11 protein-coding genes are annotated in these 21,445 nt (G+C 39.7%); 2 read left to right on the top strand and 9 right to left on the bottom strand.

Annotated elements, in window-relative coordinates; translation table 11 throughout:
- Positions 1 to 97: 97 nt before the first annotated feature.
- Together M9892_06915 and M9892_06920 are read right to left on the bottom strand one after the other, a co-directional pair.
- Positions 98 to 754 carry a CoA transferase subunit B gene (locus tag M9892_06915; GenBank protein MCO5254074.1) on the bottom strand — a complete coding sequence of 219 codons (657 nt, stop codon included), beginning with the start codon at positions 752 to 754 and terminating at the stop codon, positions 98 to 100.
- A gap of 4 nt (positions 755 to 758) precedes the next feature.
- Entirely contained in the window at positions 759 to 1,457 is a 699-nt protein-coding gene (locus tag M9892_06920) for a CoA transferase subunit A (GenBank protein MCO5254075.1), read from the bottom strand.
- A 156-nt stretch (positions 1,458 to 1,613) separates the two neighbouring features.
- Here M9892_06920 and M9892_06925 point away from each other — a divergent pair, with 156 nt between their 5' ends.
- Together M9892_06925 and M9892_06930 are read left to right on the top strand one after the other, a co-directional pair.
- Positions 1,614 to 2,543 carry a GDP-L-fucose synthase gene (locus tag M9892_06925; protein ID MCO5254076.1) on the top strand — a complete coding sequence of 310 codons (930 nt, stop codon included), beginning with the start codon at positions 1,614 to 1,616 and terminating at the stop codon, positions 2,541 to 2,543.
- A complete protein-coding gene (locus tag M9892_06930; protein ID MCO5254077.1) occupies positions 2,540 to 3,517 on the top strand; it encodes a hypothetical protein in 978 nt (325 codons plus the stop codon). The genes M9892_06925 and M9892_06930 overlap by 4 nt, the downstream gene beginning before the upstream one ends.
- Here M9892_06930 and M9892_06935 read toward each other — a convergent pair.
- The 7 genes from M9892_06935 to M9892_06965 form a co-directional block, all read right to left on the bottom strand.
- The gene (locus M9892_06935; protein ID MCO5254078.1) at positions 3,512 to 3,922 is read right to left on the bottom strand and encodes a thioredoxin family protein; all 411 of its coding nucleotides are present in this window, start codon (positions 3,920 to 3,922) and stop codon (positions 3,512 to 3,514) included. The two genes, M9892_06930 and M9892_06935, sit on opposite strands and share 6 nt — an antisense overlap.
- Before the next feature lie 38 nt (positions 3,923 to 3,960).
- Positions 3,961 to 4,548: a nicotinamide riboside transporter PnuC gene (gene pnuC, locus M9892_06940; GenBank protein ID MCO5254079.1), complete on the bottom strand. Its 588-nt coding sequence runs from the start codon at positions 4,546 to 4,548 to the stop codon at positions 3,961 to 3,963.
- A 39-nt stretch (positions 4,549 to 4,587) separates the two neighbouring features.
- A complete protein-coding gene (locus M9892_06945; protein ID MCO5254080.1) occupies positions 4,588 to 8,775 on the bottom strand; it encodes a gliding motility-associated C-terminal domain-containing protein in 4,188 nt (1,395 codons plus the stop codon).
- Between the two features lie 115 nt (positions 8,776 to 8,890).
- Positions 8,891 to 10,681 carry a tail fiber domain-containing protein gene (locus M9892_06950; protein ID MCO5254081.1) on the bottom strand — a complete coding sequence of 597 codons (1,791 nt, stop codon included), beginning with the start codon at positions 10,679 to 10,681 and terminating at the stop codon, positions 8,891 to 8,893.
- Between the two features lie 125 nt (positions 10,682 to 10,806).
- Positions 10,807 to 15,675: a gliding motility-associated C-terminal domain-containing protein gene (locus tag M9892_06955; protein ID MCO5254082.1), complete on the bottom strand. Its 4,869-nt coding sequence runs from the start codon at positions 15,673 to 15,675 to the stop codon at positions 10,807 to 10,809.
- Positions 15,676 to 15,729: 54 nt separating this feature from the next.
- Positions 15,730 to 17,025 carry a tail fiber domain-containing protein gene (locus tag M9892_06960; GenBank protein ID MCO5254083.1) on the bottom strand — a complete coding sequence of 432 codons (1,296 nt, stop codon included), beginning with the start codon at positions 17,023 to 17,025 and terminating at the stop codon, positions 15,730 to 15,732.
- A 247-nt stretch (positions 17,026 to 17,272) separates the two neighbouring features.
- Positions 17,273 to 21,409: a gliding motility-associated C-terminal domain-containing protein gene (locus M9892_06965; protein MCO5254084.1), complete on the bottom strand. Its 4,137-nt coding sequence runs from the start codon at positions 21,407 to 21,409 to the stop codon at positions 17,273 to 17,275.
- Positions 21,410 to 21,445: the final 36 nt, after the last annotated feature.

Genomic DNA, 21,445 nt, shown 5'->3' on the forward strand with positions numbered 1-21,445 from the left:
TGTTTATCTATTTTACAAACGGATTTTATTCTATACTAAACTATATTAACTGCCTTGGTAATGTAGCAACTCAGTAATTAAAAAAAAAAAAGAGTTTTTACAATTCAATCGTTTTAAGTGATTTTGCAATAGTCAGGCGTCCCTCTGTCTTGGATATTACTTCATCAACAGTAACTCCGGGCGCAATTTCAATGAGTTCAAATCCATTTTCATTGATATTAAAAAATCCTAATTCAGTTACAACTCTTTTCACACAAGCCAATCCTGTGATGGGCAATGTACATTTCTTCAGCAATTTTGACTCACCGGCTTTATTTGTATGCTGCATAGCAACAATAATATTTTTGGCAGAAGCCACCAAGTCCATAGCCCCTCCCATTCCTTTGACCATTTTGCCCGGAATTTTCCAACTTGCAATATCTCCATTATCACTCACTTCCATTGCACCCAATACTGTCAAATTCACTTTGCCTGCCCGAATCATCCCAAAACTCAAAGCGGAATCAAAGAATGCAGACCCTTTGACTGTTGTAACTGTTTGTTTGCCGGCATTGATTAAATCTGCATCCTCCTCTCCTTCGTAGGGAAAAGGACCGATGCCCAACAGCCCGTTTTCTGATTGAAGTACCACCTCAATACCTTTGGGTATATAGTTGGCTACTAAAGTAGGTATTCCGATACCGAGATTTACATAATATCCGTCCTGAAGTTCTTTTGCAATCCTTTGTGCTATTTGTTCTTTTGTAAGTGCCATAATCCTAAATTCTTTTTCTTGTTGTTCTTTGCTCAATTCTTTTTTGGTAATCAGTACCTTGGAAAATTCTATTTACGTAAATACCGGGTGTGTGAATCATATCGGGGTCTAACTCTCCGGCAGGTAATAAGTGTTCTACTTCCGCAATGGTAATGACTCCTGCCATTGCCATCACCGGATTAAAATTGCGAGCGGTTTCTTTATATATCAAGTTGCCGTGCGTATCTCCTTTCCATGCTTTCACAATCGCAAATTCAGCTTTGAAGGCATGTTCGAGCAAATATTTTTTTCCATCAAACTCTCTTACTTCTTTCCCTTCGGCAACCTCAGTTCCCACACCTGCCGGAGTAAAAAATGCGGGCATTCCATAACCGGCAGCCATACAACGGGTTGCAAGTGTGCCTTGAGGAACAAGCTCAACTTCTAATTCGCCCGACAAAAGTTGTCTTTCAAATTCTGCGTTCTCGCCCACATACGAAGCAATCATTTTTTTGACTTGTCTTTTTTGTAACATCAAGCCTATGCCAAAATCGTCCACCCCGGCATTGTTTGATATACATGTCAAATTATTGACACCTTTTTTCACCAAAGCTGCTATACAGTTCTCCGGCAAGCCACAGAGTCCGAAACCACCGAGCATTAAGGTTGTACCGGATTGAATGTCAGAAATAGCCTCATCAGCATTTTTATATACTTTATTCATTTCATTTAATTGAATTTATGCCTTCAAAATTAGCAACTATTTGTCAAACATGTAACAATGAGCACCCATACGGCTCATTCTTAAGAAAGTATCGATGAATAACAATACGCTACAGACATTTGCAACATTCGTAATTGAATTATCTTTGTGCCTGCAATGGAAGAAAAGTCCAAAATATATATCGCTGGTCACCGAGGCATGGTGGGGTCTGCGCTAAAGCGACAATTAGAGAAACTGGGATTTCACAATTTTATCTTGCGAACTTCTGCTGAATTAGACTTAAGAAGTCAGCAAGCTGTGGCAGATTTCTTCCTAAATGAAAAACCGGAGTATGTATTCTTGGCAGCGGCAAAAGTGGGCGGAATTGTTGCCAACAACACCTATCGTGCTGATTTTATTTATGATAACATTCAAATTCAAACCAATATTATCCATCAATCCTATTTGAACGGGGTAAAAAAACTCATGTTCTTTGGTTCCTCTTGTATTTATCCCAAATGGGCAGAACAACCGCTCAGGGAAGAGAGTTTATTAACCGGAGTATTGGAACCCACAAATGAACCTTATGCTATAGCAAAAATTGCAGGTATCAAAATGTGCGAAGCGTACCGCGATCAATATGGTTGCAATTTTATCAGTGTGATGCCAACAAATCTGTATGGGTTGAACGACAATTATCACCCACAAAACAGTCATGTGCTGCCGGCACTCATACGTAAATTCCATGAAGCCAAACAAAACCAAGCACCTTTTGTTGAAATTTGGGGAACCGGCACACCCAGAAGAGAGTTCCTATTTGCAGATGATTTGGCTAGTGCTGCAGTCTTTCTGATGTTAAATTATCATGAAAAAGGTTTTGTCAATATTGGTTGTGGCGAAGATTTATCAATTCAGGAACTTGCTCAAATTGTACAAAATGTTATTGGATATAAGGGCAGTTTGCAATTTGACACAAGCAAACCAGACGGAACACCGCGCAAACTCATGAATGTAGAAAAATTGTTTTCACAAGGTTGGAGACCAAAATTCAGTCTTGAGGAAGGTATCGCAATCGCTTATAAAGACTTTGTGGAAAGATACGCTTGAAAACCTTCAGCATCAAATACCTGAGCAATGGACCCAAAAACACCGGTGGTTTTTTTCACGAGCGTTTTTGGTTTGAACAAATACAACAATATTATACCGACCAAGGGCACAAAGTCAATGCTGACGCTGAAAGACCAACGCATTACCATTCAGGATTATGGACAAAATGCCAATGGTTTTGGCATCTTTTCAAAGTTTCCGATGCTGACATAACCATAGTGCCCGGCAGATGTGCGTTGCCGGTTCTGCTTAGAAATTTATTTACAAAAAGAAGGGTACTTGTTGTTTTACATTCACTTAACTCCACAAGCTTACACAAGAACAAGACATTAGCATTCTATTATTCGTTCATTTTCAGATTAATAAAAATGCGGTCAAACTTCTTTCTTGTAACAGTTGCAGAGTATTGGCAAACATACTTTTGTGAGAAAAAACGTATCCCATCGAAGCGTGTTCTCCTTTTACCTAACCTCTTTGAGGCTGAACGATACTTGGAATTTAAGTCTGCCAAGAAAAAGCTAAATATCCATTTGGGAATGTGGTCAACAAAATTGGACAAAGTATTGTATGACATTGCTTCACGCCTCAGCCACAGAGGATATTACTGTTTTTTTACTACGCCAGAAGACATCATGTCGATGGGGGCATACGGTTATGATATTATTTATTGTCCGACTATAAATGAATACAAGACTCGTGTAGCTAATGCGCTTTTTACCATATCGATTCCGGCTGTACCTGAAGGATGGTCAAGAGTAGCACACGAAAGTTTTTTGTTAGGAACACCCGTTATTGGATATAACAATGCAGGATTGGGAGAACTCCTCCATGAAGCAGGTGGATATATTGCAAATAATACGGATGAGGTCTTGCAAATTATCGAATCAAAATGTGAATGGAAGTTGTCGCAAACTTTTGTACAAAAATTTCATGCCGAGCGAGCGCGTCAATTCCTTATTCGGAGCGGATTATAGCAAACTTTTCAGACCTTTCTCAATTTTTTCTTGTGAATGGTCGCTGCTCTCATATCTGATTTTTTCAACTCCGTCTTTTAAAAGAATGACTACCGGAAAACCGCGTACTACATAGTATCTGGCAATATTTTGATTCTTATCAAAATCCACTTTTGCAAAATACACTGAATCAAATTCCGGTTTCTGTGCAACAGATTCCAATTTCGGCAATAAGTCCGCACTATTCTTGTCCCACGAATTATAGAAATAGATGAGTGAAACACCTTTCAGGGTTGCTCTCTCAAGTTCATCAAAGTTATTTTGGTCAGGGATATTACTCTTGCTTGGGTCAAACAGAGGCTCTTTCTTACAAGACGCCAGAAACACGACCAAAGTAAAAAAGAAAATTACAAATCTTGATTTCATAATACATGGCAAAATTAGCATATTTCAAAACTATCACATTAGTATATCCTCATTGCCCTTCTCCACGAAACTAAGCCCCATACAGACATGAGCGAAAAAACAATTCCCAACACTGTATATAGCTGCAAATCTTTAATAATATATAAAGTAACAGAAACCGGATTGACAACAAGCCAATAATACCAACATGAGAGCACCTTGCGTGCTTCTAATATAGTGGCAATAATGGCGAAAATTGTTGTGAAAGCATCCAAATAAGGGTAGTGAGCCTGTGTGTAATGTCCAAAATACCACCCTGTAAGCAAAGTCAAAGCAAAACCGATAATCAGAAAAGCAACATGTATACCCAAAGGCAATTCACTGATGACAGCTCTGTGTACAGAATGATTGACGGTCAGTTTTTGCAATATCCTCCATTTCCACCAACCATAAAAACCTAAGACAATATACAAACCTTGCAAGTATGATTCAGAATAAAGTTTTTCCTGAAAAAAGAGAATACAAGCCAGAAATGATCCAACAATACCAAAAGCCCATGCCCAAATCTTTTGTCTTGCCACACCGGCAATAAACACCAAGGAGCAAAACACAGACGCAACTTCAATGGGATTTGAGAAGAAATCCATAGCGGGCGAAATTAGTAAAATTGACTTATTTCCAGTCCATTATCTCACCACCGTAACCGTTCCTGTAAAGAACTGTGTTTCTCCGAAAACGTTGACCACACGCAGGGTGAAGGCATACACTCCGTTCGGCACTTGAACGCCCTGACTGCTGCCATCCCATGCCTCGTCTGAGCGGCTGTGGAACAACAGTTCGCCCCAGCGGCTGTATACCTTGAAGTCTAATTCAGAGAACCCGCGCACAAGGGGTTTGAACGTGTCATTCAAACCGTCTCCGTTGGGAGAGAACGCACTTGGGAAGAATACGCGGTAGTTAGTTTTGATGTAAAGTCGAGAGTCTGACGTGTCGCGGCAGCCGTGGCTGCTCACTGCAATCAGCCGAACGTTGTGATAGCCGGTGTCGCTATAAGTTACAATTGGGTTCTCGTCCGTAAACGTGCCAAAGGGTGCTATGTCCCATTGATATGACACCGCTCCCGTGCTGCGGTTCTGAAAACTCACCAAGGGATTGTCCATATCCGGTTCTTCGGGCTGATAGCCGAAGTCTGCAAAGGGTTTGGGATAGACTTCTATGGCTTGTCCGCTCACTTGTGCTTGGCAGCCACCTGCGGTTATCAGTGTGAGTAAGGGAATGAAGTGTCCTGCGTGGGGATATGTGTAATGCAGCGTAGGTGGAATTTCAAACGTGTGGGTGGAGTCTCCGTTGCCAAAGCTGAGGGTAAAACCATATTTGTCAGGATAATTGGTTTGTAATGTAAAATCTACAGGAAGCGGCTCGCAGCCTTCGCTTGGAGTGTTTTCTAAAGTTAGTAATTCTGGAACTCTATCAACTTTGATTTCAGCGGTTGCACTTTCGCTTGAACAGTTATCAGAAAGTGTTGCGCTAAACTTATCAAAGCCTTCTGGAGAAACAGTTTGCGTTAGTCCATTTCCAAGTGGATTTCCGTTTTTATCAAACCAATTTATTGAATAAGAATTTGGATTTCCGCCTTTTGGATTTGCGGTTAGGGTTGCATTTGGGTCAGCGCAAATTGTTGAGCTTGAAAGTGTTAAACTGAGTTCAGGTCGGATGATTATTTTCCTCGAAAAAGTATCATTCGGAGAGCTGCAATTATCTCTTAAAACTAAAAAGATTTCTCGGGTGTTAAATTGTGAATATTGGCTTTCTGAAATTAGCGCTTTGCTATTCAAATCAAGTGTATCAGCGTTTTTGAGTACTTCCAAACTTTCGTCATCTTTTTTGTGAAGCCAAGTAAATTGATATTGATTTTCAACTCCCCCAAAACCTTGTGCTGTGAGGGAAATTTCCTCGCCTAAACAGATTGTATCCGGTGCTGAAAATTCAGCTTTGAGTTCCGGAAGAGTATGTAAATTGATTTTTTGAGTATCAGCTAATACTGAGCAATCGTCACTCAAAATTAAAGTCAAAATAGCATCCGGATTTTTAAAGTCTTTGGAGTTGATTTCAACTGAATCTCCTTTTGAAATTTCCTCATTGTCTAAAAGCCAAGTAAATTCATAGTCTTCTTCAACTCCACCTATTCCTTTTGCAAAGAATTTTAATTCACTTCCTGAGCAAACGGATGTGTCATTTGCAGGGGCGTAGTCTTGATCGAACATTTGAACGGATAATTTGGGACGGATTCGCAACGTGATATCAGCTGTGTCGGAGGGCATGCAGCCGTCTGTCATGACGAGCCGGAGTTGTTGGACATTGTCGCTCGTGCCGGGATTAAATAGCTGCACGCTGACAACTGCGCTGTCCGAATTGCTGAGGGTCAAGTCCGGTGTGCCTGTCCAACTGTATGTGTAGACGGACGGCAAACCTCCTGTCCCTTTGGCGACAAAGGTTAAGGTTTGTCCTGAACAGCCTTTGACTTCGCTTAAAATATTGTCCAAACTGTCCGTTATGTCCGCTAAAAGAGGGGATGTAGGGCGGGCAACAATGTATGCCGTATCTTGTAGAGTCGAGCAACCGTCTTCTAATACCAATGCAAAATGTGTTATGGCGGATGTGTCGGGGAAAGTGAACAGAATGGTGTCTGTCAGGGCGAATGAGTCCGTTTTTAGCTCCTGCCAACTGCTCAAATCATTGGTGTTGTACCATGTCCACCTGAAACCGCTCGTATCACCTTGCGTAAAGGAAGCGATGAGATTTATTTCCTCTCTCAAACAAATGTTGATTAGACTGTCTGTAATAATTCTTGGGTGGGGACGTACATAGATGCGTTTGTATGCTGTGTCCGCTTCTCCACAGCCGGAGCTGTCGCTGATTACGATGCGATAAACTGTGTCTTTGTCAGGGATAATAAAGGGGGTTCGGGACGTACTGTCGTCCATGTTGTATGCCGGAGTCCATTGCCACGCTGTACCGCCAAAGGTTTTTAGCTGAAAACTGTCGCCATAGCAAACCGTTTCTGCTCCGCCCGGGTCAGCTTTATCGCGGGAGTAAATCAATAAACGTAAGCTGTCTAACTTGTAAAAACTCTGTACGGGAGGGTGGGTGCTTCTTACTCTTATCCTATAATTGCCGGAGCTGGCTACTTGGAACAAGGGCAATCTGCCTGTAATAGTGCTGTCTTCGGTGGATTTTATTCGACCAAGTTCTCTCTCCCCGCCTTCGAAGTTGCCGTTCTCATCGCTCAACTCCGCTATGAAATAATTGGCGGTGTCGTAGTTGCCCATTTTGCTGTAAGGCACTAGGAAAGTATCCCCAGCACAATATGGTCCCGATAGAACTTCTCCGCGAGTGATGGAGTAGTCGGTGATTTTGGCGAGGAAACCTGAGGTCCGTTGAGAATTATGAGAATTAAGTATGAATGGGTCTAATTCTAACTGTCCGTTATACGATCCGCAATAAACCAATTCACTACGTGAATTTGGGGACATATCTGTTGCGGCAACACCTGATTTTAGCCAGAGGGCATTGCCAAGGGTATCAAATTTGACAAACATAGCTATTCTAGATTGTGATTGTGCGATCAACGTATCAGCGAGTTCCCCGATTGCAATGTTGTTGTTGTACCCGTATTCAAATTTTGTGTATATATTCCCCCTAAAGTCTGTTCGGATTACATCTGAATAAATATTTCTGGAAAATGTACTAGAAAGGGATATTTTCTTTTGTGGCATTCTTACCCAGTCCACCTGCGACAGGCTCATTTTTATAACATAAGGAAATACTGTTGTAGAATTCGGCTGGGGGATATCAGGAGGCAATCCTTTGGTAACATAGTACGACACACCATTTCTTATCAGTGTATCCTCTACATACCCCACCATGTAAATATTCCCTGTGTCAATGGCTATTATATCCGCTATATTATCTTGCTGCTTCAGTTTGTTATGAAGAAAATCCGCAAACAGCACATTCCCCACCGAATCATAGACCATAAGAAAACCTTTTGCCGTACCATTATTGGGCAAATTCGTACTATACGTCACACCGTTAATTTCTCTTGTGCTTTCACTGAATTTAGAAACAACATAAAGGTTGCCGTGCAAATCTGCACGAATTTTTAAGATATGAAACGGCTGACTATTACTCGTTTGACTTGTTACAGGTTGTTTTACCCAAATAAGAGAGTCAAAATTGGGCGAGTATTTTAAAAGCAAAGAGGTCATAAAGTTTTCTGAAAATGATGTGCCTGCGTTTCGTGTATAAATAGTACCCTCTCTCATAACAAGAGCCAGCATCACATTGTTATCCTTATCTTTTTCCAATAAGCCTGTAAAGTTAAGTGCCCCAGCGCTGTAAGCATTCACTATTTTCTGATAATAGGTTAGTCTCCCAAGACTGTCGTACTCGGCTATAAAAATCATATCAGTACCCGCCCCGGAAACAAGACTGTCATTTGGGCTTAATAGTACCGCAACACTATCGGAATTAGAAGCGTTATACACTCGTCCGTACACTACGATTCTGTTGGAAGTAAGCACACGTATGTTAGACAAGTGTAAACTAATTGCGTCACCCTTAGCAACCATTCGTTTGGTATACAGGGTGCGCACCCATTGCACCTCTCCGTCTGTATTTACTTTTGCTGTAAAACCAAAATTGTGGTGTAGCTGGCTTCCCACTCCTATTTTAAAGGTGTCTATAAAAAACGAATCCCTACATATCCCCACAACATAGGAATTGTCGTTGCTGTCAATGTCCAGCCCCCATACGGTGTTGTGGGAATTGGCAGAATTTTGCTTTGCCGTAAAAGACTTTGCCCACTCGTGCATTTGGGCGTGGATACTGCTACACAATAGCAAGAACAATATGAAAACTATTTTTTTCAAAACAATACAGTAAAGAGAGGAAAACATACTGCTCTCCTCCCAAACACAAGTGATAAAATTATTTTAGCAAAATCATTTTTAGAGTTTCAATAGTATGCCCATCAATAATTAGAGAGTAAAAGTAAGTCCCTGATGCTAATACTCCCGCAGAAAGGACAATATTTCCATTTCCTGCATGAGAAACAGGAAAACTGCCTACTATTCTCCCCTCTGTATTCCGTACCTCAATCTTAGCATTAGTATAGTTCTCTGGCAGAAAATAACGGATAACAGTTGTTTCAGAAAAAGGATTAGGCTCGTTCTGCTCCAAAGCGGGTTGCTCGGTCAATTTGCCTATCTGTCCTAAACTTCCGTTGCCACCCTTGCCATTTTCGTTTCCGCTAGGATTAGTGTTGCCCTGCTGCTTGAAAAAAAATGCTTCCAAGGCAGCTATCCTTTTTTCCTGCTGCTCGTTCTTAACTCTTTCCGCTTCCAAATCGGCTCGCAAAATTTGGTTTTCTGTCTTCAATTCTCCATTTTCAACTTTCAACTCTTCAATTTTAGCATCGTGCTCCTGTATTCCTTGTGTAAGAAAAGGGATAAAGCCGATGTAGTTCACGGCTCCTTTTCCTCGCCATGTGGCAGTAAATTCAGGTAACACTTTCGAAACATCCTGTGCCATAAAACCATAAGAAAGCATTGCATTTTCTTTCCCTATGTAGTTATAGGAATAGGCTTGCAGTCGCAATATTCTCCGCCAGTCGTCCAGTTTGGATATATTGGTTTTCAGGCTGCGGTCAGATTGAATGAAAACACTCCCTCCTGCATACAAACCACTATCAACTTCTATATCACCTCCCGATACACTGAACCTTGGATTTGCAGACCAAGTACCTCCAGTTGGTGTCCAGCCACCACCAGGGTCGCTTTCATCATTTACAATAACCCCTAATGGTGCATTTGTCCCAATCCCCACCCAGCCGGTATTATCAATAGTCATTCTTCTGGTGCGATGTGTCCAAAACTCCATGTTACTATTTTGATTTTGACGGATTTGGAAAATAGAAGACCCTTTTTCATAGCCAATCTGTGCCCCTATTGGTGCATGCAATGTTGTCCACCTGATATAATTATCAGTCATAAGCCTTCCTGATGTGTCCCCTTCCAAATGCAGTCTGTCAAGAGGATTGAGTATTTCTCCTATGCCAACAAACCCAGTCATTCCTTTTAGTATCATAGCTGTTTCATTCCATGTAGATAGGTGTATATCATAAGGCGCAACTTGTTTGATTTGAAGTGCATTTGAGCTACCGTCCTGACCTATGCAAGCCTCCGACATTGGCGCCATTCCTCCTGCGGGTCTTGTAAACCTCAAATAATTAACTCCAATAGGGTCGCTTTCATTAATATGCAGCTTGCCAAGCGGATTTATAGTGTCAATACCTATGCTATGTGTTCCAGGGTTAACGTTAAAAAAACTGGTAGCTTGCCAGTCTGTATTGTCCCAAAACAGGGTCTGTCCAAAGGCTAACCCCTGTTGCACGCCAATACCATTCTGCCAAGAGAGATTTCCTATCGGGTCTGTTGTCAGGTATCGGTTCAGACCAAATGAAAGAGGAAGGTTTTCAAATCTTACTGTTCCATTAACATGCAGGTCTGCAGTAGGTAATATCATAGGAGGTAAATTAATCCCCACAGGTGCATCTCCCAAAAAGGGTGGGTTTCCTGGCGCAAACAGTGATTGTGCCCCGCCCGTTCGCCAAAAGCCTAACAGCAGAAACAAGATAATTGCTTTTGTCCATAGAGTCGCAGGCAATGGACCTGCATTGTAAACCGCGTTTAATCTTTGATTTTGTAGTAATTGTTTCATATCAGTATTTGACTAAGTGAACTTCAAAGTTAATACTATTTTTTTAATAATAACAAATTACCCTGTTTCTGTTACTATGGGAGTGTGTCTATGCAACAAAATATTTTGTGATAATAAAACAAGCACTACCGCACCACCGTAACCGTCCCGGTAAAGAACTGTGTTTCTCCGAAGACGTTGACCACACGCAGGGTGAAGGCATACACTCCGTTCGGTACCGGAACGCCCTGGCTGCTGCCATCCCATGCCTCGTCTGAGCGGCTGTGGAACAACAGTTCGCCCCAGCGGCTGTAAACCTTGAAGTCTAATTCCGAGAACCCGCGCACAATGGGTTTGAACATGTCATTCAAGCCGTCTCCGTTGGGAGAGAATGCACTTGGGAAGAAAACGCGGTAGTTCGTTTTGATATAAAGTCGCGAGTCTGACGTGTCACGGCAGCCGTGGCTGCTCACGGCAATCAGCCGAACGTTGTGATAGCCGGTGTCGCTATAAGTTACAACTGGGTTTTCGTCCGTGAACGTGCCAAAGGGTGTTATGTCCCATTGATATGACACCGCTCCCGTGCTGCGGTTCTGAAAACTCACCAAGGGATTGTCCATGTCCGGTTCTTCGGGCTGATAGCCGAAGTCCGCAAAGGGTTTGGGATAGACTTCTATGGCTTGTCCGCTCACTTGTGCTTGGCAGCCACCTGCGGTTATCAGTGTGAGTAAGGGAATGAAGTGTCCTGCGTGGGGATATGTGTAATGCAGCGTAGGTGGAATTTCAAACGTGTGGGTGGAGTCTCCGTTGCCAAAGCTGAGGGTAAAACCATATTTGTCAGGATAATTGGTTTGTAATGTAAAATCTACAGGAAGCGGCTCGCAGCCTTCGCTTGGAGTGTTTTCTAAAGTCAGCAATTCCGGAACTCTATCAACTTTGATTTCAGCGGTTGCATTTTCGCTTGAACAATTGTCTGAAAGTGTTGCGCTAAACCTGTCAAAGCCTTCTGGAATGGCGGTTTGGGTCAATCCATTTCCAAGTGAATTTCCATTTTTATCAAACCAATCTATTGAATATGAATTTGGATTTCCGCCTTTTGGATTTGCAGTTAGGGTTGCATTTGGGTCAGCGCAAATTGTGGAGCTTGAAAGTGTTAAACTGAGTTCAGGTCGGATGATTATTTTCTTTGAAAAAGTATCATTCGGAGAACTGCAATTATCTCTCAAAACTAAAAGGATTTCACGGGTGTTAAATTGTGAATATTGGCTTTCTGAAATTAGTGTTTTACTATTCAAATCAAGCGTTTCAGCGTTTTTGAGAACTTCTAGAGTTCCATCATCTTTTTTGTGAAGCCAAGTGAATTGATATTGATTTTCAATTCCACCTGAACCTTGTGCTGCGAGGGAAATCTCCTCGCCCAAGCAGATTGTATCTGGTGCTGAAAATTCAGCTTTGAGTTCTGGAAGTGTGTGAAGATTTATCCTTTGTGTATCAGCCAAAATCGAGCAATCGTCTTGTAGAATTAAAGTTAAAATTGCATCAGGACTTTTAAAGTCCTTGGAGTTGATTTCAACTGAATCTCCTTTTGAAATTTCTTCATCGTCCAAAAGCCAAGTAAATTCATAGTCTTCCTCTACACCACCCGTTCCATTTGCAAAGAATTTTAATTCACTTCCGGAGCAAACCGAAGTGTCATTCGCGCTCTTTTGAGCAAAATTTAAAATCTGTGCTTTTAGTGGTTCTCTGATTTTTACTTCAAATGAAATGCTATCTCCTTTTTCCATGCAACCGTTATGAAGAGTAAGAGTTACAAGCAATTTTCTCAATAGTTCTGACGGTTCGTAATCAGTTAAACTATCCGAATTTCCCTCAGGCAAATGCTGAAATGAGTTCAGCATTACGTCATTGATTGGGTTTAGGATTTTCCAGTTCCATTGGTATTTTTGTTCTGTTCCGCCTTTTCCATTTGCAGTGAAGTTTAAAAGCTCTTTGAAGCATGCTTCGACTCCGCTCAGCATACCGTTTGTCCTGGTTAGCAAGGTGTTGCCATAATATAATTCGCTGATTTCCAAAGGTGGAAGTGGTGAAATTACAAATTCTTGCGTGTCACTTTCAGGGCTGCAAATGTCCTCAACTATGAACCAAAACCTTTGGCTGTCTTGGCTATTGAAAATTGGTTTTATTGTGGTTTTTGTTTCAGAAACATTGCCGCTATCTTGGCTTAAAATATTACCCTTTTCATCAATCCATTTCCACCTAAAACCTTTGCCACTGCCATCAGAAATTTGTGCTGTAATTTCAGCAGAAGTGCTTGGACAAATTGCTGTATCTCGTGGAAATACAACAGATTTTGGAACTCTGCGATCGATTTTCAGTTCAATAAAACTGCTGTCAATATATGGCAAACACTCATCTTTTGTTACAAAAGCAAATTTCCTTGAATCAAAAATACTTTTGTTTAATTGAACGCTGATTGTGTCTGCAAATTTATTCTGACCAGAATTTAAGAAATGAAATTTATCCGAAACATCCACTTCAAACCATTCCCAGCTGTAAGTTGCGCTATCTCCACCAGAAATATTTCCAAATAGTTCAACCAAACTGCCGTCACACTGTAAGCTGTCAAGAGTCGAAATTTTGCCTTTTATTTTTATTGGTTTTAGGGTTACAACGAACTCAGCTGTGTCTTTTATTACTGAACAATTATCATCCAAAACGATTGCTAATCTTCGCGTTGCTGTGGTATTATTATATTTGTATAAAAGTGTATCAAGCAAAGCAAATGAATCACGCGCAATCTCGCTCCAGCCTTTGTTTTTAACAATATTATACCAAGTCCATTTATAGCCTAAAGTATCGCCATTTCTGAAAGATGCACTCAAGGCTACTTCCTCGTTTAAGCACACTTTGAAACTGTCTGTGATATCAACTTTGGGATTATTTCGAATAATAATTCTTTTGAAAGCCGTATCTGGCTCTCCACAACCAGAAGTATCGGAAATCACAATTCTAAAAACAGTATCTTGCAAAGCCAAAACCTTTGGTGTTCTTGATGTTGAGTCACCCATCAAATAGGCTGGCGACCATTCCCAAACCGTTCCACCATAGGTGTGTAACTGAAAACTATCTCCAAAACAAGCTAATTCCGGTGGTCCGGGGTCGGCTTTATCGCGGGAATAAATAAGGAGTCGAAGGCTATCTCTTTTATAAAAACTCTGAACAGGTGGACTAGTGCTGATTACACGGATTCGGTAATTCCCAGAACTGGCAACTTGGAACAAGGGAAGTTCTCCCCTTATTGTACTGTCTTCTGTTGATTTTACTCTGCCAAGCTCTCTGACTTTACTTGTGTCATCAAAGTTACCATTTTCATCACTTAGTTGGGCGATGAACCAATTGTCGGGGTCATACTTCCCTTTTCTTGTATAAGGAATATCCATGCTGTCGCCAGCACAATATGGACCAGCAGAGACCTCTCCACGAGTGATGGAATAGTCATTTACCTTCGCTATAAAACCTGACTGACTCTGTGAATATGGCAAAGTAAAAGGAGGTAATGATAAAGTATCAACATAATTACCGCAATATACAAGACTATTATCCATATCAGACTTCATATCAATTGTATTAACACCAGATCGTAACCACAAAGCATTGCCCAAACTATCTAGTTTAACAAATCCTGTTTTCCCCATTGAACTGTCTGTTAACCCACCCATTGAAAGTACGTTAATTTGATAATCAAAATATGAATAAACAAAACCATGTTTATCGCACCCTATTCTACTATTAAAACCACTATTGAAAAATGTACTACTAAAAGCAGTTACGGTCTTATTATGTGTAAGTTTTATCCAGTTAGCTTTACTAATACTCAATTTTGCAATATATGGATACGCAATGTCAAAAGACGATACACCAGAAGATGTAAACCATTTCCCTCCATATAACATACTGTCTTGAACATAACCTGTTATGTATATTCTCCCTGTGTCAACTGCAAAAATGTCAAAAATATTATCTTGTTGCGTAACATCATTATTGATAAAACCTTTGTGAATAAAGTTTCCAAGAGGAGAAAGCACAGTTAAAAAACCTTTCGTAAAATTATTCGTTATAAATTGTGAATAGTCAATGGAGTCTATTGTAATTGTCCCTGACCCAACTGTATGGATGAATGATGCTATATATACATTATTGTCATTTAAACCGATGCTCATTCTAGAAGGTTTGTAATAGTTTACACCTGTATGAGTTGATAATACTTTACACCATGCGATACTATCAAAATTGGCAGTAAACTTAACTAATAACATAGTTTGATTAGCTTGATAACTAACCGTTGTATCTACTTTATTAGAAAAGAAAGTTCCCGATGTGGCTTTATTAATTTGAGTTAGGATATATAAATTTTTTTGATCATCAATAGCTACTTGACCATTTAAATTGGACGAAGATAATCCACCCTCAAATAACTTATTGCATTTAATCACGTTTCCTATACTGTCGTATATCGCATAAAACCCAATAATATTTTGATTGTTACTATTTGTATTAATTATGCTGTCTGTTTTACTTAACTTTAATATTGTAGTTACATTAGATTCAGCAGCAAGTCCGCCTCTCTGGAAATAACCATGAACTATTATCTTATTATCTGAAATCGTATTGATATTATAAGCAAAAAGTCTAAGAGAGGTTGGGTCAATAGAATTAGTATATAAGTACATCGTATTTACCCACTTAACATCACCCGAAGGGTTAAATTTTGCAACGAATGAGTTTGCCAAATAGCCACCACCATTATGAAGAATTGTATCTTTATCAATAACAAAATCAGGGCTAAACGCTCCTAGTACATAACTGTTATTATTGCTATCCAAGGACATTGCCATGGTAGGTAAAAAAGGGATCTGTATTTTATTGGGGGCAAATAAAGTGGTTACCCATTCGTGCTCTTGTGCATTAGCAAAGTAGGCTATAGCCAAAAATAATATAAGAAATGGATTTCTCATCATACAAGAAGTTAAAAAAAATATGGCACCATTTATCCTTTCAATATAAAATGGTCATTTTGACAGAACCATTTTCTTGTTTTCAATTATCTTATTGTCAATTATCAAAGAATAGAAATAATTCCCTGCCGATAATGTTCCGGCAGATATTGTAATATTCCCGTAGCCAACCTGTGTCACACGAAACAAACCAACTATTCTACCTTCAGTATCCTTTATTTCAATTTTGGCATTGTTACTAGCGTAGGGTAAGAAATAGTGAATAACGGTTTCTTCTGAAAATGGATTAGGTTCATTCTGTTCCAATAAAGCAGGTCGATTCAGTACACCTATTGGATCAAAAGTATTATCGGTAAAAGGCTTTGAATTTTCTTGTTTGCCAAAAATAAACGATTCTAAAGCTATTAATCTTTTTTCTAATTGAACTTTCTCATTTTCCAATGTTTCTAATCTATTATTCATAGTTTGATTCTCGATCTTCAGATTTGTATTTTCTATTTGCAATGCTTGTATTTTAGTATCATGTTCCTGTACACCTTGCGTAAGAACAGGAATAAAACCTATATAATTTACAGATAAACAACTATCCCCTTCTGAAACGAGACTTGGAAATACCTTTTTGACATCTTGCGCTTTAAAACCAAAAGAGTGTGTCGCACTCAAATTTAATCCCTCTACTCGCTTAAAATCATATGAATAAGGCTGTAAAATTAGTAGCTTCCGCCAGTCAGTATTTAAACTCTTAAAGTTCATTTTGAAGTTTTCATCAGATGTCAAGTAGAAATTCCCAATACACGTAACATCTCCATTAAACTCAGCAGATCCATTTGCAGCAAAAACAACATTAGGCGCAGGTGTTGCCGGACCTGTACCGCCTGCGGCAGTAAAATTACGATTTAAAGCGGGGAAGGCAGTCCCCACACCTACGAAATTAGCTACCGGATTAACATTTAAAAAAGAAGTAGGTTGCCAATGAGTACCGCTCCAATATAATGACTGCCCCAAAGCTGATCCCATTAACGGCAATGAACCTGTTTGATGAAAAATATTACCTACAACATCCATCGCAAGAAAGCTATTTGCAAGTGCGATATTAGGCAATCCTTGGAATCTGATATTTCCATTCACATGAAAATCTATCCCCGGTGCTGGAGGGATGTTGATTCCTACAGGAGATTGAGGAAGCGGGACAATAGGAGCACCACCCGGCATAAACACCGACTGCCCCATTCCCACTCGCCATGCTCCTAACACGAAGAATAAAACAATGACTTTTGTCCATAGAGTAACATACAAGGGCTTTGCCTTGTAAACCGCGTTTAATCTTTGATTTTGTAGTAATTGTTTCATATCGGTATTGTTTTAAATGAACTTCAAAGTTAAAACTATTTTTTTTATAAAAACAAACTTATCAAGTTTATACTATCAGGCGAGTGATGGGTATGCAACAAAATTTTTTGTGATAATAAAACAAGCAACGGTGTTTCGGCTCCGTTTAGACTATCCTTCGACTATCCTTAGACTACGCTCAGGACAAGCGCTCAGAACAGGCTTCTCAGCGACCGCGCATTCATAATTCATAATTCACCATTAATAATTATCTAATTAGCGTCACCGTCCCTTTAAATAACTGTTTCTCGCCAAAAACATTTATCACGCTCAATGTGAACGCGTAAACCCCGTCTGGCATTTGTTCTCCGTTGAAAGTGCCGTCCCAAGCTTCGTCTTTTGTAGAGTGAAAAATCAGTTCTCCCCAACGGCTGTAAACTCGGAAATCCAGTTCGCTAAATCCTCGAACTGACGGCTTGAAATCATCGTTCAGTCCATCTCCATTTGGCGAAAATGCACTCGGAAGAAAAACGCGGTAGTTGGTTTTGATATAGATTTGACTTTCTGTTGTGTCAGAACAATTTTTGTCGCTGATTGCAATCAGGCGCACATAGTGATAACCTGAATCTTGGTATTTGATTTCCGGGTTGTCTGCGGTGAAATCTCCATAAGTGCCCAATGTCCAGATATAGGATTTTGCACCATGACTTTGGTTTTTAAACTGTACTAACGGATTGTCCATATCTGGGTATTCCGGTTCATAGGAAAAGTCCGCAATCGGCTTTGGATAAATGGTTATGGGCGTTCCTTGAATAGTTTTTTCACAGCCATTTTGAGTTGTGATTTTTAGGCTTGGAGTGAAAGTGCCTGCGGTTTTGTAGGTGTAATCAATTCTTGAAGTTCCTTCGGATACATTTTCGGAATTGTTATTTCCGAAGTTTATTTCAAAACCGTATTTATCAGGATAATTTGTTTTTGGTTCAAAAATCACTGGAAGTGGTTGACAACCTTCGCTTGGAGTGTTTTCTAAAGTTAGTAATTCTGGAACTCTATCAACTTTGATTTCAGCGGTTGCACTTTCGCTTGAACAATTATCTGAAAGTGTTGCACTAAACTTGTCAAAACCTTCCGGGCTGACGGTTTGCGTTAGTCCATTTCCAAGTGGATTTCCATTTTTATCAAACCAATTTATTGAATATGAATTTTGATTTCCACCTTTTGGATTTGCGGTTAGGGTTGCATTTGGGTCAGCGCAGATTGTTGAACTTGAAAGGGTCAAACTCAGCTCCGGTCTGATGATTATTTTCTTTGAAAAAGTATCATTTGGAGAACTGCAATTATCTCTAAAAACTAAAAATATTTCACGGGTGTTAAATTGTGAATATTGGCTTTCTGAAATTAGCGCTTTGCTATTCAAATCAAGTGTATCAGCGTTTTTGAGTACTTCCAAACTTCCGTCATCTTTTTTGTGAAGCCAAGTAAATTGATATTGATTTTCAATCCCGCCTGTGCCTTGTGCTGTCAAGAAAATTTCCTCGCCTAAGCAAATTGTGTCAGGTGCTGAAAATTCAGCTTTAAGTTCGGGAAGTGTATGCAAATTTATCTTTTGAGTATCAGCCAAAATTGAGCAATCGTCCTTTAAAATCAAGATCAGAACTGCATCCGGATTTTTAAAGTCCTTGGAGTTGATTTCAATGGAATCTCCTTTTGAAATTTCCTCATTGTCTAAAAGCCAAGTAAATTCATAGTCTTCCTCTACTCCGCCAGTTCCGTTTGCAAAGAATTTTAATTCACTTCCGGAGCAAACCGAAGTGTCATTCGCGCTCTTTTGATATTCATCTAATACCGATACTTCTAGTTTTGCTCTAACTGTAATTTGTGCAACAAAGCTATCAATCCCCATGCAGTCATCAAAAACAAAAACTTTCAAGGAATTTGAAATTGATGTTTGCAAATCTTCTAATATAAAATAATCCGAGGGAGTAAATTCCAAACTCTGTTTTTCGCCAATCAAACTATCTTTAAAATACCATTTAAAATTATAATTAAGACTATCTCCTCCATTGGCAAATGCCCTAATATGAATTTTTTCTCCAATGCAAACAGTTGTATCCTGTAAGTCTGCCACGACTTCGAGCGGGGAATTTAGATTTATCAAAACAAAGGCAGTATCTTTGACAATTGAGCAACCGTCTTCTAGAACCAAACCGATATTTGTTGAAACCGGCTTTGATTTAAAAATATAGTTCAGGGAATCAAAGTAGGCAAATGAATCGGACTTCAATTCTTGCCAAGAAAAATCTTGTTCCGTATTGTACCAAGTCCATTTATAAGCACTAGAATCTCCATTTTTAAATTGCGCAGAAAGAGTTATATTAGTATTGTTGCAGATGTTTACTAGCCTATCAGTAATGATTTTGGGATTACTTTTAATAAAAATTTGTTTGAAAGCGGTATCGGGTTCTCCGCAACCGGAACTATCTGAAATCACAATCCTAAAAACAGTATCTTTTTCTAAATAAATCCAAGGAGTTCTGGAACTACTGTCATCCATTCTAAAGGCAGGAGACCACTCCCAAGCGGTTCCGCCATAAGTATGCAACTGAAAACTATCTCCATAGCAAAGAGTTTCCGATGGTCCGGGATCGGCTTTATCGCGGGAGTATATCAATAATCGTAAGCTATCTAACTTGTAAAAACTCTGCACGGGCGGGTGAGTGCTTCTTACTCTTATCCTATAATTGCCTGAACTGGCAACTTGGAACAAAGGCAATCTGCCTATAATAGTGCTGTCTTGGGTGGATTTCATTTGACCAAGTTCTCTCTCTCCGCCTTCGAAGTTGCCCTTCTCATCGCTCAATTCCGCTATGAAATAATTGGCGGTGTCGTAGTTACCCATTTTGGTGTAAGGAACTAGGAAAGTATCACCCGCACAATAAGGTCCTGATAGAACTTCTCCACGAGTGATGGAGTAGTCGGTAATTTTGGCGAGAAAGGATCCTGCAATGTTGTTATTGGCAAGCGAATCGTTGAATATTCTTACTTTTCCTACAAATACTCCTGCTAAAAGCAAATTTCCCACAGTATCGACTGTCATACTGTTTATTGAAGTCACTACATTTAAATTTCCGTTTGCAAATCCCCACAAGAGGTTGCCTAATGTATCTGCTTTGGCTATAAATAACTTGGAACCAGCGGTTAGCCCTGTGCCAAACAAAGTATTGCTAAGATATACACTATCGCCAGTCAACTGCCCTCCAAGGTAAAGATTGTTGTTATCTAGCAGTAATCCTGCAACAGGACTTAAAAAACCTTGTGATAAACTGTCCTGGCATTTACACCAGACAAGGGAATCCATCTGCTTATTGAGTTTTAACAAGCAGAAAGATAGTGGATTGGTAAAATTTGTTTTGGATATTTCCTTATGGGAAAGAATTTCAATAGAATCATGGAAAGGTAACCCCATATAAACAGAACCGCTAAAGGTATCAACATCAAACTTAATTCCTGAATAAGAACTTATGTTGCGTGTTGCATATTTTATGTAAATATAGTTAGCAAGTCTGCCCGCAGTATCAAGCTGAATCAAGTAGTAGCCTTTGGGCAGTGTGTCGGAATTGTGAATATACTCTTTGTCAAAATAAGCCGTAAAGTAAATAGAGGAAAGGGTTGCTTTTAAATCTCTTCTTGCAGTAGCAGAACCAACAATCGAACCATATTGCTTAACCCACAGAAAACTACCGTTTGAATCATAAGCAGCAAGACCATAATTCCAACTGTCAGTTGCGCTGCATGTTTGGTTACTTCCTGTATATTCCATAATACCTCTAAGAGTATGATAAATATATATCCTCCCTCCAGAATAGTCCATTTTATGGGTTACTTGGTCTGTTGGGTCAAGCGTTGTACTACCATATTCTTTTGCCCACAAAGGATTTCCGTTTCTATCAAATTTGATAAGGGCATTTCTTCTTCCCGAGTAGCCTGAAGGATATGAAAGCTGAATATTTGACGAAAAACTAATACTTCCTCCATTGTAGTGAAGCAATAAATAAATATTGCCGACCTCATCGGTTGTAATGTCAATGGGGGCAATGTTTTGATTTGTATTTACATCTGTTGAGAATACCCACATCAATGAACTGTCGGGTGTTACGCTCGAAAGCATTAAATTAGTTGTTGTAGCTGTATTCAGGTTCGTGGTTGTAACAGTAGCTCCTTTGAATTGAAAAGAACCCGTATTAGTAAATGAATTGGACAAAACAATGTTTCCGTCAATATTTCTACACACCACAGGACTCACACTTCGCACTACGTTGTTGATGGAAAATAGCCATTGGGTTTCCTGTGCAGGAACAGAAAAACAGAAAACAAACAAACTCGCTATGGAGAGGATTTTTTTCATGTTTGTAATTATTAGAGAAAAGGGACATTTCTCCCC

This window comes from Bacteroidota bacterium (assembly GCA_023957335.1).
Taxonomy (GTDB): Bacteria; Bacteroidota; Bacteroidia; order NS11-12g; family UBA955; genus JALOAG01.

Bases quoted from the DNA above. Each gene is read 5' to 3' on its own strand.
- M9892_06915 (MCO5254074.1), bottom strand. From the start codon at position 754: ATGGCACTTACAAAAGAACAAATAGCACAAAGGATTGCAAAAGAACTT.
- M9892_06920 (MCO5254075.1), bottom strand. From the start codon at position 1,457: ATGAATAAAGTATATAAAAATGCTGATGAGGCTATTTCTGACATTCAA.
- M9892_06925 (MCO5254076.1), top strand. From the start codon at position 1,614: ATGGAAGAAAAGTCCAAAATATATATCGCTGGTCACCGAGGCATGGTG.
- M9892_06935 (MCO5254078.1), bottom strand. From the start codon at position 3,922: ATGAAATCAAGATTTGTAATTTTCTTTTTTACTTTGGTCGTGTTTCTG.
- pnuC (MCO5254079.1), bottom strand. From the start codon at position 4,548: ATGGATTTCTTCTCAAATCCCATTGAAGTTGCGTCTGTGTTTTGCTCC.
- M9892_06945 (MCO5254080.1), bottom strand. From the start codon at position 8,775: ATGCACGAGTGGGCAAAGTCTTTTACGGCAAAGCAAAATTCTGCCAAT.
- M9892_06950 (MCO5254081.1), bottom strand. From the start codon at position 10,681: ATGAAACAATTACTACAAAATCAAAGATTAAACGCGGTTTACAATGCA.
- M9892_06955 (MCO5254082.1), bottom strand. From the start codon at position 15,675: ATGAGAAATCCATTTCTTATATTATTTTTGGCTATAGCCTACTTTGCT.
- M9892_06960 (MCO5254083.1), bottom strand. From the start codon at position 17,025: ATGAAACAATTACTACAAAATCAAAGATTAAACGCGGTTTACAAGGCA.
- M9892_06965 (MCO5254084.1), bottom strand. From the start codon at position 21,409: ATGAAAAAAATCCTCTCCATAGCGAGTTTGTTTGTTTTCTGTTTTTCT.